The sequence below is a fragment of the Brevundimonas sp. genome, assembly GCF_036659295.1.
Taxonomy (GTDB): domain Bacteria; phylum Pseudomonadota; class Alphaproteobacteria; order Caulobacterales; family Caulobacteraceae; genus Brevundimonas.
This window is the reverse complement of the sequence record NZ_JAVXCU010000059.1, coordinates 1-14,377: the sequence shown is the minus strand read 5'-3', so window position 1 is coordinate 14,377 and position 14,377 is coordinate 1. Positions and strand designations below refer to the sequence as shown.

14 protein-coding genes are annotated in these 14,377 nt (G+C 60.8%); 9 read left to right on the top strand and 5 right to left on the bottom strand.

Annotated features, from left to right (window positions below):
* On the top strand, positions 1-378 hold a 378-nt coding region (locus RSB01_RS10525; protein WP_332625430.1), incomplete at its 5' end, for a hypothetical protein.
* Between the two features lie 35 nt (positions 379-413).
* On the opposite strand, the gene RSB01_RS10520 is transcribed toward RSB01_RS10525, so the two are convergent.
* A complete protein-coding gene (locus tag RSB01_RS10520) occupies positions 414-875 on the bottom strand; it encodes a peptidylprolyl isomerase (protein WP_332625429.1) in 462 nt (153 codons plus the stop codon).
* Between the two features lie 74 nt (positions 876-949).
* On the opposite strand from RSB01_RS10520, the gene RSB01_RS10515 reads away from it, so the two are divergent.
* Together RSB01_RS10515 and RSB01_RS10510 are read left to right on the top strand one after the other, a co-directional pair.
* Positions 950-1,702 (top strand): RlmE family RNA methyltransferase, encoded by a 753-nt coding sequence (locus RSB01_RS10515; protein WP_332590308.1) that lies wholly within the window; start codon positions 950-952, stop codon positions 1,700-1,702.
* Between the two features lie 6 nt (positions 1,703-1,708).
* Positions 1,709-2,767 carry a DUF2332 family protein gene (locus RSB01_RS10510; RefSeq protein WP_332590307.1) on the top strand — a complete coding sequence of 353 codons (1,059 nt, stop codon included), beginning with the start codon at positions 1,709-1,711 and terminating at the stop codon, positions 2,765-2,767.
* Here the strand turns inward: RSB01_RS10510 and RSB01_RS10505 are convergent.
* Complete coding sequence (locus RSB01_RS10505; RefSeq protein ID WP_332590306.1) at positions 2,764-3,300, bottom strand: DUF2061 domain-containing protein; 537 nt, start codon at positions 3,298-3,300, stop codon at positions 2,764-2,766. The two genes, RSB01_RS10510 and RSB01_RS10505, sit on opposite strands and share 4 nt — an antisense overlap.
* 224 nt (positions 3,301-3,524) lie before the next feature.
* On the opposite strand from RSB01_RS10505, the gene guaB reads away from it, so the two are divergent.
* From guaB to guaA, 5 genes are read left to right on the top strand one after another with little or no spacing between them, the layout of a single operon-like run.
* Entirely contained in the window at positions 3,525-4,982 is a 1,458-nt protein-coding gene (gene guaB / locus RSB01_RS10500; RefSeq protein ID WP_332620057.1) for an IMP dehydrogenase, read from the top strand.
* Positions 4,983-4,999: 17 nt separating this feature from the next.
* Positions 5,000-5,392, top strand: coding sequence for an MAPEG family protein (locus tag RSB01_RS10495; protein WP_332590304.1), 393 nt, complete (start codon positions 5,000-5,002; stop codon positions 5,390-5,392).
* An 11-nt stretch (positions 5,393-5,403) separates the two neighbouring features.
* Positions 5,404-6,675 carry an RsmB/NOP family class I SAM-dependent RNA methyltransferase gene (locus RSB01_RS10490; protein ID WP_332590303.1) on the top strand — a complete coding sequence of 424 codons (1,272 nt, stop codon included), beginning with the start codon at positions 5,404-5,406 and terminating at the stop codon, positions 6,673-6,675.
* Positions 6,672-7,388 carry a 5'-methylthioadenosine/S-adenosylhomocysteine nucleosidase gene (locus RSB01_RS10485; protein ID WP_332590302.1) on the top strand — a complete coding sequence of 239 codons (717 nt, stop codon included), beginning with the start codon at positions 6,672-6,674 and terminating at the stop codon, positions 7,386-7,388. Before RSB01_RS10490 ends, RSB01_RS10485 begins: the two co-directional genes overlap by 4 nt.
* Positions 7,385-8,947, top strand: coding sequence for a glutamine-hydrolyzing GMP synthase (gene guaA, locus RSB01_RS10480; protein ID WP_332590301.1), 1,563 nt, complete (start codon positions 7,385-7,387; stop codon positions 8,945-8,947). The genes RSB01_RS10485 and guaA overlap by 4 nt, the downstream gene beginning before the upstream one ends.
* A 78-nt stretch (positions 8,948-9,025) precedes the next feature.
* Here guaA and RSB01_RS10475 read toward each other — a convergent pair whose 3' ends face one another.
* Positions 9,026-11,473, bottom strand: a complete 2,448-nt coding sequence (locus RSB01_RS10475) for a TonB-dependent receptor (RefSeq protein ID WP_332590300.1) — start codon at positions 11,471-11,473, stop codon at positions 9,026-9,028.
* A 142-nt stretch (positions 11,474-11,615) separates the two neighbouring features.
* Here RSB01_RS10475 and RSB01_RS10470 point away from each other — a divergent pair, with 142 nt between their 5' ends.
* The gene (locus tag RSB01_RS10470) at positions 11,616-12,272 is read left to right on the top strand and encodes a TetR/AcrR family transcriptional regulator (RefSeq protein WP_332619701.1); all 657 of its coding nucleotides are present in this window, start codon (positions 11,616-11,618) and stop codon (positions 12,270-12,272) included.
* 9 nt (positions 12,273-12,281) lie between these two features.
* Here the strand turns inward: RSB01_RS10470 and RSB01_RS10465 are convergent, their stop codons facing one another.
* Positions 12,282-13,664 (bottom strand): aldehyde dehydrogenase family protein, encoded by a 1,383-nt coding sequence (locus RSB01_RS10465; protein ID WP_332590298.1) that lies wholly within the window; start codon positions 13,662-13,664, stop codon positions 12,282-12,284.
* Positions 13,655-14,377, bottom strand: a 723-nt coding sequence (locus RSB01_RS10460) for a hypothetical protein (protein WP_332625426.1), incomplete at its 5' end; no start/stop codon positions are given. The genes RSB01_RS10465 and RSB01_RS10460, both read right to left, overlap by 10 nt.

Sequence of the window (14,377 nt, the reverse complement as noted above, 5' to 3'; positions counted from 1 at the left end):
GAGTATGTCCCCGCCACCGCTATCCAGCACCAGAACTGGCGCTTGAAGCATATCACTTTCAAGGATGATGCGGCCCTGCGTCACTGGATGATGACCAGTGATCGCACGGCACAGACCGCGCCGGTGCTTCTGGTGTTCGAGGATATGGAGGAGGGGTCGCAAACCCCTTCCGGCGCTCGCCGTACCTTGACACTTGTGCCGGCCGGTTTTGGCCTGTCGGACGAAAAGGTTTCGATACAGGCGATTTCGGCAGGACTTGGCCCTGTGACCTTCGAGGGGCGCTGGACGGCTGAAGGCCGTGCCTTGCAGGGCGATTTAAAGATCGGCACCCAAAGCTTTGAAAACATTACGCTGAATACGAAAACAGGGAGCCGCTAGGCTCCCTGTTCCATATCGCTTGGTGCGAAGGTCGCTTAGGCGACTTCGGCGCGGACGATCTTGCCCGGCGCGCGCGGCGGCTCGCCCTTCGGCAGGGCGTCGATCACGTCCATACCTTCAGTGACTTCACCCCAGACGGTGTATTGCTTGTCGAGGAAGCGGGCATCGTCGAAGCAGATGAAGAACTGCGAGTTGGCGCTGTCCGGATTAGCGGTACGGGCCATCGAGCAGACGCCGCGAACGTGCGGTTCTGCGCTGAACTCTTGCTTGATGTTCGGCTTCTTGGAGCCCGAGGTGCCGGTACCCGTCGGGTCGCCGCCCTGAGCCATGAAGCCGGGGATGACGCGGTGGAACACGACGCCGTCATAAAAACCTTCCGAAGCCAGATCGGTGATCTGCTTGACGTGGTTCGGAGCGAGGTCTTCGCGCAGCTTGATAACGACCGGCTTTTCTTGATTGTCGCCGGTGTCGATGAAGAAAGTAAGGGTTTCGGCCATTTTGGCGCTCCTTGGCTCAGTAAACTTGTGCGCGGGTCATAGCGGTAGAACGCGCGTGGGGCTATGTGGGAAGTATGACTGATAAAGAAAAGCCTGCCGAGCAACCTGTCGAGCGCCGTCGTATGGTGCGTCTGCCTACCGGCGGAACCGCTGCGGGGCGCAGTCAGGGCAAGAAAATCAAGACGGCGAAGGAAAAGACTCTTTCGCAACAGTCGTGGATTAAGCGCCAGCTGACCGACAAATGGTCCGAACGCGCACGCGCCGAGGGATGGCGCAGCCGTGCGGCCTTCAAACTGTCCGAGATCGACGACAAGTTCGGCCTGATCAAAAAAGGCAGCCGCGTTATCGACCTTGGCGCGGCCCCCGGTGGCTGGGTGCAGGTCTGTCTGGATCGCGGTGCACAGGAAGTGGCCGGTGTTGACCTGTTGATGATCGAGCCTATTCCGGGCGCGTTCCTGCTTCAGGCCGACTTCACCCATCCGGGTGTGGACCAGCAGATGATCGATGCTCTGGGCGGTCGTCCCGATCTGGTGCTGTCCGACATGGCCCACAACACGATCGGTCACCGCAAGACCGACCACTTGAAGATTATCGCCCTGATCGAGATTGCAGCGGATTTCGCGATCCGTACGCTGAAACCGGGTGGCAGCTTTGTCTCCAAGAACTTCCAGGGCGGCGATGCCGGTGGCGTTCTGACCCGTCTGCGCGAAGAGTTCGAGACGGTGAAATATTTCAAACCGGAATCCAGCCGTAAGGACAGCGCCGAGGTCTTCCTCGTGGCGCTGAACAAGCTGGACAAGAACAAGCCGGACAAAAAACAGGGATAATCGGGCATGACGGTGCAGCTGGCTTTTGCAAATCAATCGGCCATCTGCACCAAGGCCGGTGCGCCCTTTACGGGCCGCCTGTGCGCTCTGGTGGGCCAGAGGCTGGATGACAGCACAGCCCTTGGCGCACGCATCCTGAACTGGCGCGGCAATCCTTCGCATGAAGGCGATGCCCTGCCACTGCGTCTGACGGGCGGGCTTCATGCCTTGGCGCGCGACGGGCGCGATGCGGCATGGTCGGCGGTTTATCCGCCGTCTGTGGCCCCTGATGATGACGCGCTGTGGGTCTTGCTCAATGGCATTCTGGCGCGTCATGGCGACTTTATCGCGCCTTGGCTGGATGGTCCGCCCCAGACGAACGAGGTCGGACGATCCGCAGCCCTGATGGCGGGCTTGCTGGTTCTGGCCGAGCGTTTTGGCTTGCCGTTTGAAACCTATGAACTGGGGGCCAGTGCAGGGCTGAACAGCCGACTGGATCATTATGCCCATGATCTGGGCGGGGGTCTGGCGGGCGATCAGGCTTCCAAGGTCCGCTTGCGACCGCAATGGACGGGCAAAGTACCTCCCAGGTCCGAGGTGGTGATCGGCCAAAAGCATCTGGTGGACCTGAACCCTCTGGATGCCACAGATCCACAGACGCAGGCGCGTTTGAAAGCCTATGTCTGGGCCGACCAGCTAGAGCGTCTGGCGCGGCTGGAGGCGGCGCTGGAGGTGGCAGGACGCTATCCGTTGGCGATCGCCAAGGCCGATGCGGCAGACTGGCTGGAGGCCACACTGTCGACCACGCCGGTGGCAGGGGTGTGCCGTGTTGTGATGCACACCATTGCCTATCAGTATTTCCCGCCGCAGGCTCAAGACCGCATCCGCCAGCATCTGGATAGGGTCGGGCGTCTGGCGCTACCCGATGCGCCCTTGGCGTGGCTGTCGTTCGAGCAGTCCGAGCGCGGTGGAAGCGAGCGCAGACCGTTACTGGAACTGACTGTTTGGACAGGCGACGCCGAACCCGTGACGCAGGTTCTGGCCCAGTGTCAGCCCCACGGGGCGCAGATCGACTGGAAGCTTTAGGCGCGTTTGGCCTCGGCGTGGGTCCAGAAGCGGTCGTGAAGGGTAAAGAACACCGTCTGGACCAGAGGCTCGATCAGACCGATGGCCAGAGCCGCGCGCAGGTCGTGGGTCAAGGCATAGGCCACACTGACCGCGACCACGAAATGCATGACGCCATAGGTCAGGGTTTTCACAGCCACCTGTTTGAACGAACGGGGCAGGGCGTGGCTGTGTCCCGAATGGTCACAACCTTTGCGGCCATGGGCGCGGCTTTGCTCATGGGCAGACATGACACCAATACGAGAGGTAAAGGCCTCTGCGGCTTCTTCCAGTCCCGAATGCAGGCGGCGTTTTTCAATCAGATGCCAGACACGGTCGTGGATGGCATAGGCAAAGGTTTGAAAAACCGGCTCGACCATGCCGATCGCCAGTGCAAGCCGGACATCGCGCGTAATCGCAAAAGCGACTGCAATAGCCACCACAAGGTGCATCACGCCATAGCTGGCGATTTTCAGCGCCAGTTGGCGGGCAGTGCTGAGGATCAGAGCGACCATTCATCCAAAATGGAACCTGAAGACCAAGGTTTCAAATTATAAATTTTTATTATTGATATAACCTTTTTCTAAACGTGGTCTTTTGTGTCCTTGGCTCCAGCCAAGCTTGTTTTGGTAGCATTTGGTTGCGTGCAGTGACCGTATAGCGGCGGTTTTGATTAAGGAACCTCTTGCCTAAGGGTGGGGTTTCGCTCTATACGCGGCCCGCAAAACGGAGACTCCCAATGGAGATACGCGAAGGCCTTACCTTCGATGATGTTTTGCTCGAACCGGGTCCGTCGGAGGTTATGCCTGCTGACGTTGACGTCTCGACGCGCCTGACGCGCGACATCAAACTGAACATCCCGCTGCTGTCGTCCGCCATGGACACAGTGACCGAAAGCCGCCTCGCGATTGCGATGGCCCAGGCTGGCGGTATGGGCATCCTTCACCGCAACATGACCATCGAGGAGCAGGCCGAGCAGGTCCGCACCGTCAAGCGTTATGAAAGCGGTATGGTCATCAATCCTGTGACCGTTTCGCCGGAAACCACTCTGGGCGAAGTGCGTGACATCGTGGCCCGCAAGAAGATCACCGGCTTCCCTGTCGTCGATCCGGCAACGGGTCGTCTGGTCGGCATGCTGACCAACCGCGACATGCGTTTCGAAAGCGATCCGTCGATCAAGGCCTCCAGCCTGATGACCACGGGCGAGCTGATCACTGTGCGCGAAGGCGCCAGCCGCGAGGAAGCCCGCGAACTGCTGCGTACCCGCAAGATCGAACGTGTCATCGTCGTGGACGACCAGAACCGCGCTGTCGGCCTGATCACCATGAAGGACATCGAGAAGGCTCAAGCCTTCCCGAACGCGGCCAAGGACGAGCAGGGTCGCCTGCTGGTTGGTGCGGCCTCGACCGTCGGTGATGCCGGTTACGAGCGCGCTATGGCACTGGCTGAAGCCGGTGTCGATGTGGTGGTGATCGACACCGCCCACGGTCACTCGGCCTCGGTTGCCGCTGTGGTCGAGCGCATCAAGCGCGAGAACAACCGCATCTCGATCATCGCCGGTAACGTCGCCACCTATGACGCCACCCGCGCCCTGATTGATGCCGGTGCCGACGCCGTCAAGGTGGGTATTGGTCCCGGTTCTATCTGCACCACGCGCATTGTCGCCGGTGTCGGTGTGCCGCAACTGACGGCCATTATCGACGCTGCACGCGCTGCCGAAGGCACGGGCGCAACCGTCATTGCCGATGGTGGCATCAAGTATTCGGGCGACATGGCCAAGGCCATCGCCGCCGGTGCTTCGGTCGCCATGATGGGCTCGATGTTTGCCGGTACCGACGAGTCGCCGGGCGAAACGTTCCTGTATCAGGGCCGTAGCTACAAGTCGTATCGCGGCATGGGTTCGGTCGGGGCCATGGGTGCCGGTTCTGCGGACCGTTACTTCCAGAAGGAAGTGTCGTCCGAGAAGCTGGTACCGGAAGGTATCGAGGGCCAGACGGCCTATAAGGGTCCGATTGCTCCGGTCATCCACCAGATGGTTGGCGGTCTTCGTGCCTCGATGGGTTATGTCGGTGGTGCCAACATTGCCGAGTTCCAGAAGCGCGCACGTTTTGTTCGCATCACGGGTGCCGGCTTGCGTGAAAGCCACGTCCATGACGTCATGATTACCCGCGAGGCCCCGAACTACCGTCAGGGCTAACTCCAAGGTATGATATCATGACCATCGAGCTGACCTATCTGAGTGCCACTCTCGCCCTTGCTCTGGTGCAGATTTTTCTGCCCGCTGGGGCGCGAACCTCGGAGTTCGGCTTGAAATGGAATGCGGGCCCGCGTGACAAGACGCCTTCGTCGGAGAAACCTCTGACAGGGCGTCTGGAGCGGGCCCAGTCCAATCTGTTCGAGACCCTGCCGCTGTTTATCGGTGCTGTGCTGGTCGCCCATGTGGCGGGGGCAAACGGCGCACTGACAGCGTGGGGCTCGGCGCTCTATTTCTGGGGGCGGGTGGTGTTCGTACCGCTCTATGCCATGGGCATCCCCTTTATCCGGTCGCTGGTATGGCTGGTCTCGCTTGCGGGACTGGTCATGGTTCTAGTGGCCCCGTTTATTTGAACTGAAGTCCATTGACCCCAGCCGCCCGTCTCGCCGCCGCCGCTTCCATCCTCGATTCCATCGCGCAGGGCCGTCAGCCCGCCGAGGTGGTCATCAAGGCGTGGGGCACTGCCAACCGCTATGCCGGTTCCAAGGACCGTCGCGCCATTGCCGACCGCGTCTATAAGGTTATCCGCGCCCGCGCCCGTTTGAGCTGGATCATGGGGGGCCGTGAAGATGGCCGCGCCCTGGTGATCGGCAGCCTGCACGCGCTGGACAACCTGTCGGTGGAAGAGATCGAAGCCCTGCACTCGGGCGATGGTTATGGTCCGCGCCCGCTGTCCAAGCAGGAGCGCAGCCGCATCACCTCGGTCGAGGGCGAGCTGCCGGGCTGGGTTGCCGCTGGTCTGCCGAAATTTGTGGTTGAAGACTTCCAGAAGGTCTTTGGCGATGACTGGCAAAATCAGGCGCACGAGCTGATGGCCCCGCGCGCGCCGATCGATCTGCGTATCAACAGCCTTAAGACCACCCGCGAAGACGTCGAGGGCGAACTGCGCGCGGCTGAACTGTCGCCGGAATACACGCCGTGGTCTGACTTAGGTCTGCGCCTTGCTGCCGAGCCGCCGCCCAACATCCAGGCGCTGGAAGGCTACAAGACGGGCGCTTTTGAAATTCAGGACGAAGGCAGCCAGATCATCTGCGCCCTCGTTGATGCCAAGCCGGGCATGACGGTTGTCGATTATTGCGCCGGTGGTGGTGGCAAGACCCTTGGTCTGGCCCAATCGATGCAGGGGCAGGGCCGTCTGGTCGCCTCCGACGTGGTCAACAAGCGTCTGGAAAACATCCGTCCGCGTCTGGAACGTGCAGGCGTTTCGGCTGAACTGGTCCTGATCGGCCAGAATGGCGGTGGTCTGGAAGAACTGAACGATGCGGCCGATCTGGTGCTGGTCGATGCGCCTTGCTCGGGTGCGGGCACATGGCGTCGCCACCCCGAGGATGCATGGCGTTTGACGGCCGAAGAGGTCGAGCGTCTGCACGCCCTGCAAACCCGTATCATGTCGCAAGCCGCCAAGCTGGTGAAGGTGGGCGGTCGTATCGCCTATGTCACCTGCTCGATGCTGAGCCGCGAGAACGAGGATAGCGCAGCAGCGTTTGAGGCCGCGCATCCGAACTTCAAGCCGGTCGCCCTGAGCGAGGACATGCACGCTGTCGCGGCACTGGCCAAGGGCCACACCTTGCGGATGTCGCCTGCCACGACCGGCACGGACGGCTTCTTCTTCGCCCTGTACGAGCGCGCCCAGTGAGGGCACGGGTCGAACGCATCGGGGATGTCACCGTCCTTCCGGTGATGGCCGCCCCTGCCGAATATCGCCAGCAGCTTCAGGCGCGTATCCGCCCGTTAATGACGGGTATCGGTCCGGTGGAAGGGGCTATTGCCCTGACCGCCGAACTGGCGCGCCGCGAGGCGACCGGCGACATGCCTGCTCTGGTGGTGGTTCTGGGGTCGTCGGGTTCGCCGACGCTGGAACACGCCGCCGTCTATCAGGTCATATCCGTCGATTATCGCGACATGGATGCCAGCCCGCTGGGCTTCCCCAAGGGGATTACGCCGCTGCTGGATATGCCGGCTGTCATGGCCTTGCCCTGCCGTCTGGAAGGCGTACCGCACGCCACGCTCTCTACCGGAGCCAATGTGGTGTCCGGTGCTGCCTATGAGGCGCTGGACGCCGATATGGTGGACATGGAGACGTTTGCTTTTCTCCGGACGACCCAGACCTTCTGTGTGCCGCTGATGGCGCTGAGGGGAGTCTCGGACGGGAAGGCCGAACTGACCAAGCTTGAGGACTGGACCTCCACGCTCGACCACGTCGACGCCAATCTGGCGCAGGCATGGGATAAACTGGTGGCTGCGCTGGAGCGCGGCGGCCTGAATGCCCTGATGCCCGCCACACTTGAACACACGGCCCTTTCGGGCCTAGACCCCGCCGCAACTCCCGTATCGGATTCGCTTTCATGACCCAGCCGACCCATCACCAGAAGGTGCTTATCGTCGACTTCGGCAGTCAGGTGACGCAGCTTATTGCCCGTCGCTTGCGCGAGCTGAATGTCTATTGCGAGATTCACCCCTATACCAAGGCCACGACAGCCTTGGAGGCCATGCAGCCTCAGGCGGTGATCTTCTCGGGTGGACCCAACTCGACGACTGACGCCGATAGTCCGCGCGTTGACCACAAGATCTTTGAATATGGCGCACCGATCTTTGGCATCTGCTATGGCGAGCAACTGATCTGCGCCGAGCTGGGTGGCAAGGTCGAGAGCGGCCATGACCGCGAGTTTGGCCGCGCTGACATCAGCATCGTCAAGGACAGCCCGCTGTTCGCGGGTATCGCCAAGGCCGGTGATAACGAACCTGTCTGGATGAGCCACGGCGACCGCGTCACGGCTATCCCCGAGGGCTTTGAAGTCATCGCCACCTCGGAAGGCGCGCCCTATGCGGCCATCGCCAATACCGACAAGAAAATCTACGCCGTGCAGTTCCACCCCGAGGTGATGCACACCCCTCGCGGCGCGGAAATGCTCAAGAACTTCGTCTATAATATCGCCGGTCTGACCGGTGACTGGACCATGGCCGCTTACCGCGAAGAGCAGGTCGCCAAGATCCGCGAACAGGTCGGCGATGCCAAGGTTATCTGCGGCCTGTCGGGCGGCGTGGACTCGTCGGTGGCTGCAGTCCTGATCCACGAAGCGATCGGCGATCAGCTAACCTGCGTGTTCGTGGATACGGGCCTGCTGCGCAAGGACGAGGCCACACAGGTCACGACCCTGTTCCGCGAGCACTACAACATCCCGCTGGTGCATGTTGATGCCTCGGATCGCTTCCTTGGCGAACTGGCCGGCATTTCCGATCCGGAAACCAAGCGCAAGACGATTGGTCGTCTGTTCATCGAAGTGTTCGACGAAGAGTCATCCAAGATCGAAGGCGCAGAGTTCCTCGCCCAAGGCACCCTGTATCCGGACGTCATCGAGAGCCTGTCGGCTTCGGGCGGTCCGTCGCAGGTCATCAAGTCGCACCACAATGTGGGCGGCCTGCCGGACTATATGAAGCTGAAACTGGTCGAGCCGCTTCGTGAACTGTTCAAGGACGAGGTTCGTGCCTTGGGTCGTGAACTGGGCCTGACCGAAGCATTCGTTGGCCGTCACCCGTTCCCGGGACCGGGTCTGGCCATCCGTATTCCAGGCGAGATCACGCCGGACGCGGTTGCAACCTTGCAAGACGCCGACGCCATCTATCTGGACGAGATCCGCAAGGCGGGTCTGTATAACGAGATCTGGCAGGCCTTTGCTGTGCTGCTGCCGGTCAAGACGGTGGGCGTGATGGGCGATGCCCGTACCTATGAAAAGGTTCTGGCACTGCGTGCCGTGACCTCGACCGATGGTATGACCGCCGACTTCTTCCAGTTCCCGTGGGAAGTTCTCGCCCGCACGGCGACCCGCATCATCAATCAGGTCCCCGGTGTGAACCGCGTCGTCTATGACGTGACCTCGAAGCCTCCGGGCACCATCGAGTGGGAATAAGCCTGATAGGCTAGGGTGACTGACACCCGATAAAAAGAAACGCCCGCGGCTGTTGATCAGTCGCGGGCGTTTTTCGTTTTAGTAGGTGAAGGTCAGGTCCACGCCCCACATGCGCGGCTCGGTGATGCCGACGAACGGGGTGCCCAAAGTGGTGGCGGTGATGTTGTTCACGCCGGTCACATACTGGTTGTCGAACAGGTTGTTGACGTAGAAGCCAATCTGATACCGCTCGCTGGGAGTGCGCCAGTAGAGACGGGCATCCGTGCGGTTCTGGGCTTCGGACGGGTCGAACCACGGCGTTTTCAGGCACGAACCCTGACCTGTAGAGGTCGTGTTACAGCGACCCTCGCCGCGATAGCTATGGATCAACTGCATATCCAGAGAACCTCTATCGGCCATGTGGTAGCGATAGGAAATCCCTGCTGCTGCCGACCACAGAGGCTCACCCGTCGGTTGTCCCTTGAGGTCGCCGGTATCGGTCATCTTATGCTTGTAGGTGGCGTCGATATACTGGGCACTGGCAAACAGGTTCAGCCCGTCCACCGGCTCCATATCCAGCTGCATATCCAGACCCCATGCGGTGTCGTCGCTGGTCTCGACCAGATATTGCGGCACGTTCGATCCGGCCGGTGTCACCAGACGGATGGATTGCTTGCCGTCATAGTCATACTGGAAGGCCGAGATATTGAAGCGCGTGCGTGAGCCTAGATCGCTCTTTAGGCCGATCTCGAAATTCTGCACGTCTTCGTTGTCAAACCGCGAGGCGACCTCGACGCTGTTGAAGCCACCGGCCTTATAGCCCTTGGCATAGGAGAAGAAGATCATCGCCTTGTCGGTCAGCTTATAGTCCGCAACGAAGCGCGGGCTGAGGTCCGACCATGAATCCGACAGTTCGCAGGTGACGCCTTCCTGCACGGTGACGCCGTTATCGCAGGGCACACCGGCCAGACCCGACAGGTCGAATACATAGTCGGAATGCAGATAGCCCAGCGCCGGACCCATATAGGTGTCCAGTACGAAATTGACCGTCGGATCATTGAGAACGGCATCAAGTTCCGGCGCGATGCGCGGTCCGTTCAGCCATTTGAACGACTTCTCGTCGCGGGTATATCGCAGCCCGAAGGTCAGGTTCAGGCGATCATTGGCAGCCCAGATAACGTCTGCAAAAAGGGCGCTGGCATTGAAGTCGCCCTCGTTGATCATGTTCTCCTGCCAGCTGTGGCCCAGAGTGCTGGCGGGAATATTGGCCATGCCGAGGATCATGTCGGCGAGCGAGAACAGTGGCTGGCCGGCGGCATTGGTCAGGATGGTGTTGATCGTGTCGGTCGTGGCGTAGGTGTCGCTACGCTGTTTGGCTTTTTCGGAATAGTAGCTGGCACCGGCGATCCAGTTGAAGGCTCCGGTCTGACCGGCAAGGCGGAATTCCTGATACCAGGACGTGTTTTTCTCGACGTTGTTGGTGTCGAAATACAGGTCCGGACGGTTGGTGCCGTCTTCATCCTCGCGGTTCTCGGTTTTGAAGGTGCGCGCCGAGGTCAGGGAGGTGAAGTCGATATCGCCAAAGGCGTGGGTGATGGTCAGGACGCCTTCGTCGAGACGGCGCGTCTCGTGATTGTCGATGACATCATTGCGAATCCCGACCTTGAACGGGTCAAGATAGTCGGCCGGTTCGGACGGATAGGCGGGCAGGCCGGGTGCTGCGGGCAGGGCGACAATGCCGATGGCGGGGCGGGCGTCCTGATCGATTTCGTCATGCGACCAGCTCAGATTCACCTGGGTGCGCGGGCCGATATCCCAGCGTAAGGCCGCACGGGCTGCCCAGTTGTCCTCGCGGTCGTAATCCTCGCCTGTGGCTTCGTCGATCAACCAGCCGTAACGGTTGTTGACCAGAGCATTGAAGCGCAGGGCCAGCTTGTCATTGATCGGCACATTGAGCAGACCCTCGACGCGGCGCTTGTCATACTCACCCAGCCGGACACCCAGACGCGCCTCGAATTCATCGCTGGGTTTATTGGTGATGATGGAGACGGCACCTGCGGCACTGTTGCGGCCGAACAGGGTGCCTTGTGGACCTTTCAGCACCTCGATGCGCGAGATATCGCTGAAGGCCAGCAGGGCCGCGCCAGAGCGGGCGGCATAGACGCCGTCCACATAGACGCCCACCGCCGGATCGGTGCCGACGCCGAAATCCGAAGTCGAGACGCCGCGAATGCTATAGCGCGCCTGTGTGGGGCTGGTGTTGGAAACTGACAGACCGGGAACAAAGGCCGAGATGTCGCCCATATCGTCGGCGGCCATCGATTCCAGCATCTGGCCGGTGACCACATTGACGGTGATCGGCACTTCCTGAAGGCTCTGCTCGCGTCGCTGGGCGGTAACAATGATCTCGCCCAGTGCGGTCGCTTGTTGGGCTGTCGCCTGTTGGCCCGTAGCATCTTGAGCCGTGGCCAGTTCGGGGGCGGCCAGCGCAGCCAAGGCTACGCTAGCGGCCAGTGTCGTTTTCAGACCATATTTGGTTTTGATCATAGTTGCCCTCCCAGACCCCTGTTATCTAGGTTTTACGAAACAGAATATTATTCCGTTTGACAAGGGGCTGTGTGTCTATGTGGCTTACACAGGGGCCAAGTCATGTTAGACCGAACGGACCGTGACAATGAGGAGGTCATCCGTGGAGCCGCGCGTGCCGCAAGTGAATATCACGACACTGGAACGGCGAACCGCGCCGATGCAGCAGCGTGCGCGCGACAGGATTGATCTGGTTTTGACGGCAACGGAACGCCTTTTGGCGACGACGACGGTGGATACCATCACCACCAGCTCGATTGCTGCCGAGGCCGATGTTCCGGTCAGTTCGATCTATCGCTACTTCCCGAATGTCTTTTCCATTTACAAAGAGTTGTTCGAGACGCGGGTGGCGCAAATCCACGGCCGCATCGCCGAGATCCTCGAAGACGCGCAATATACGACGTGGCGCGAGCGTCATCTTGCGGTGATGCTGGTGCTACGCGGCACTTTGACCGACGATCCGATCTATCGTCCGCTGTTCCATCTGATGCTGACGACCCGCGAACTGCGGATCGTCAAGGATCAGGCCAATGCCCAGATCGCCGCCTATCTGGCTGCGCGCTGGGAGCAGGGGCTGGACGGTTTTCGCGGCGGTGTGCCTTTGGCGGTTGCCCGCATGGCCACCGAGATTTTCACCTCGTTTGAAACCCTGACCAGTGGCGAGATTCAGCCTGAGCTGTCCGAGCAGCTGTTTGTCGAGGCGACCGTGGCGCTGGAGCGCTACCTGTCATTCTACCTTCAGGACGAAACAGCGTCCTAGCCGACGCCGCTAGACCATCTTGCGCAGCAGCGACAGTTTGGCCTGCGTGAAGGGCGGATAGCGGATGCTGGCATCCAGCGCGAAACCGCGTCTCAGCACAGCCCGTTGATGGCTGAAGGCCTTGAAGCTGTAGTGGCCGTGATAGTTGCCCATGCCGCTGGCCCCGACGCCACCGAAAGGCAGTTCGGGATTGGTCATCAGCACCACGGTATCGTTGATCGTGGCCGAACCTGATCGTGTTTCGGCCAGTATGCGATCCGCCGTCTGCTTGTTGCGGGTGAAAACATACAGGGCCAGAGCCGGTGAGCGGGCATTGATCGCCGCCAACGGGCCGTCCAGCGACTGATAGGGCAGGACCGGCAGGATGGGGCCAAAGATTTCTTCGCGCAGAACCGGTGCGTCGGGCGCAACCTCGGTCAGGATGGTCGGGGCGACATAGCAGTCCTCGACATCGGCCTGTCCCCCCGTAACGGCGCGGCCGTCCCCTAACAGGGCCTGCAGGCGGGCGGCATGGCGCGCATTGATGATGCGGCCATAGTCGGGGCTTTGTTTCGGGTCGTCCCCGAACATGGCTGTGACCGCCTTTTGCAGCTCTTCGAGCAGGCGGGCCTCTACGGAGGTGGCGACATAGACATGGTCGGGCGCAACGCAGATCTGTCCGGCATTGAGGAAGCGACCCCAGACAATCCGCCTTGCCGCGACAGCCAGATCGGCTGTTTCATCGACGATGCAGGGGTTCTGTCCGCCCAGTTCCAGCACGACAGGCGTAAGGTTCTTGGCGGCGGCCTCCATCACGATCCGGCCGACGCGCTCTCCGCCTGTATAGAAGATCAGATCGAAAGGCTGGGCCAACAGGGCCGTCGAGACATCGGCATGACCTTCGATCACCGCATAGGCATTCGGGTCCAGATACCGCTCGACCAATTGTTTCAACAGCGCCGAAGAGTGGGGGGCCAGTTCCGACGGCTTGATAATGGCGCAATTGCCCGCCGCAATGGCACCGACCAGAGGGGCCAGCACCAGTTGGAACGGATAGTTCCATGCGCCGATAATCAGCGTGACCCCGTATGGAGCCGCCTCGATAAAGCTTTTGCCCGGCAGGATGGCCAGCGGTGTGCCGGTCCGTTGCGGTTTGGACCAGCGACGCAGGTTCTTGCGGGCATGGGCCGCATCCTTGGCGACCAGATCGATCTCGGCGGTGCAGGCCTCCCCATAGGGTTTACCCAGATCAGCCTTCAGGGCCTCGGCGATGGCGGCCTCGTTTTCGACCATCATCCGCTCCACAGCGGCAAGCTGGTTCGAGCGCCAGCCCAGATCGCGCGTCAGGCCGCTGTTGAAGCCATGCCGCAGGGTCTGGACGGTTTGGGGGATGTCGATTTTTGTCACTGGCATGACCCTTCCATAGCGTCGATCCAGAACCGGATCAGGGCGATCCCCTCGTCGTCGCGTGTCGAACGACCGATTTCCGGCATCATCTCTGCAGCGTTGATCGAGTGCATACGGTAGGGAATGATGGATTTATCGGCCTTACCCGGCACAATGTCGTAAAGCAGATTGCCCGTGCCCGCACCGGCCGCGACTGGCAGTTTGCAGACGCCTGTTGGCTTTGGCTGGGTGGCGCTGGCGTCGAGATAAAGACCCGATGTGCCCGCAGGCCCTTGGGGCGTATGGCAATGGCCGCAATTGACGTCGAGATAGGCTCGCGCACGCGCATCAACCGATGCCGTGGTATCGACCCATGACACCTGTAGCGGCAGTTCTTTTTGTGCAGGCAGGCCTTTCAGATAGCCCATGTCCACAAGACGTGTGAGTTGGTTTTCGGATTTACCGGCAAAGGTGAAATCGTGGTTCATCAACCGCGCCTTGGGGCCGATCGGCTGGATGACCCGTGTCGCCACATTGGTCGCATGGCAGGCAGAGCACTGGGTGACATTGGGCACAATATAGTTGAACGGCTCTTTGGTGCCATTCTCGCGCACCAGTGTCAGCGGAACCGCTTCGCCGATGCGGTGCAGCACCGCTTCGGTCTGGGCGTCGTTCCACAGATAGGTCAGAGCCGCCCAGCCTTCTTCGCGATGGATCAGCAGCCGTGTCTCGATCATGCG

Coding starts and splice junctions, on each gene's coding strand:
- RSB01_RS10520 (WP_332625429.1), bottom strand. CDS start 875: ATGGCCGAAACCCTTACTTTCTTCATCGACACCGGCGACAATCAAGAA.
- RSB01_RS10515 (WP_332590308.1), top strand. CDS start 950: ATGACTGATAAAGAAAAGCCTGCCGAGCAACCTGTCGAGCGCCGTCGT.
- RSB01_RS10510 (WP_332590307.1), top strand. CDS start 1,709: ATGACGGTGCAGCTGGCTTTTGCAAATCAATCGGCCATCTGCACCAAG.
- RSB01_RS10505 (WP_332590306.1), bottom strand. CDS start 3,300: ATGGTCGCTCTGATCCTCAGCACTGCCCGCCAACTGGCGCTGAAAATC.
- guaB (WP_332620057.1), top strand. CDS start 3,525: ATGGAGATACGCGAAGGCCTTACCTTCGATGATGTTTTGCTCGAACCG.
- RSB01_RS10495 (WP_332590304.1), top strand. CDS start 5,000: ATGACCATCGAGCTGACCTATCTGAGTGCCACTCTCGCCCTTGCTCTG.
- guaA (WP_332590301.1), top strand. CDS start 7,385: ATGACCCAGCCGACCCATCACCAGAAGGTGCTTATCGTCGACTTCGGC.
- RSB01_RS10475 (WP_332590300.1), bottom strand. CDS start 11,473: ATGATCAAAACCAAATATGGTCTGAAAACGACACTGGCCGCTAGCGTA.
- RSB01_RS10465 (WP_332590298.1), bottom strand. CDS start 13,664: ATGCCAGTGACAAAAATCGACATCCCCCAAACCGTCCAGACCCTGCGG.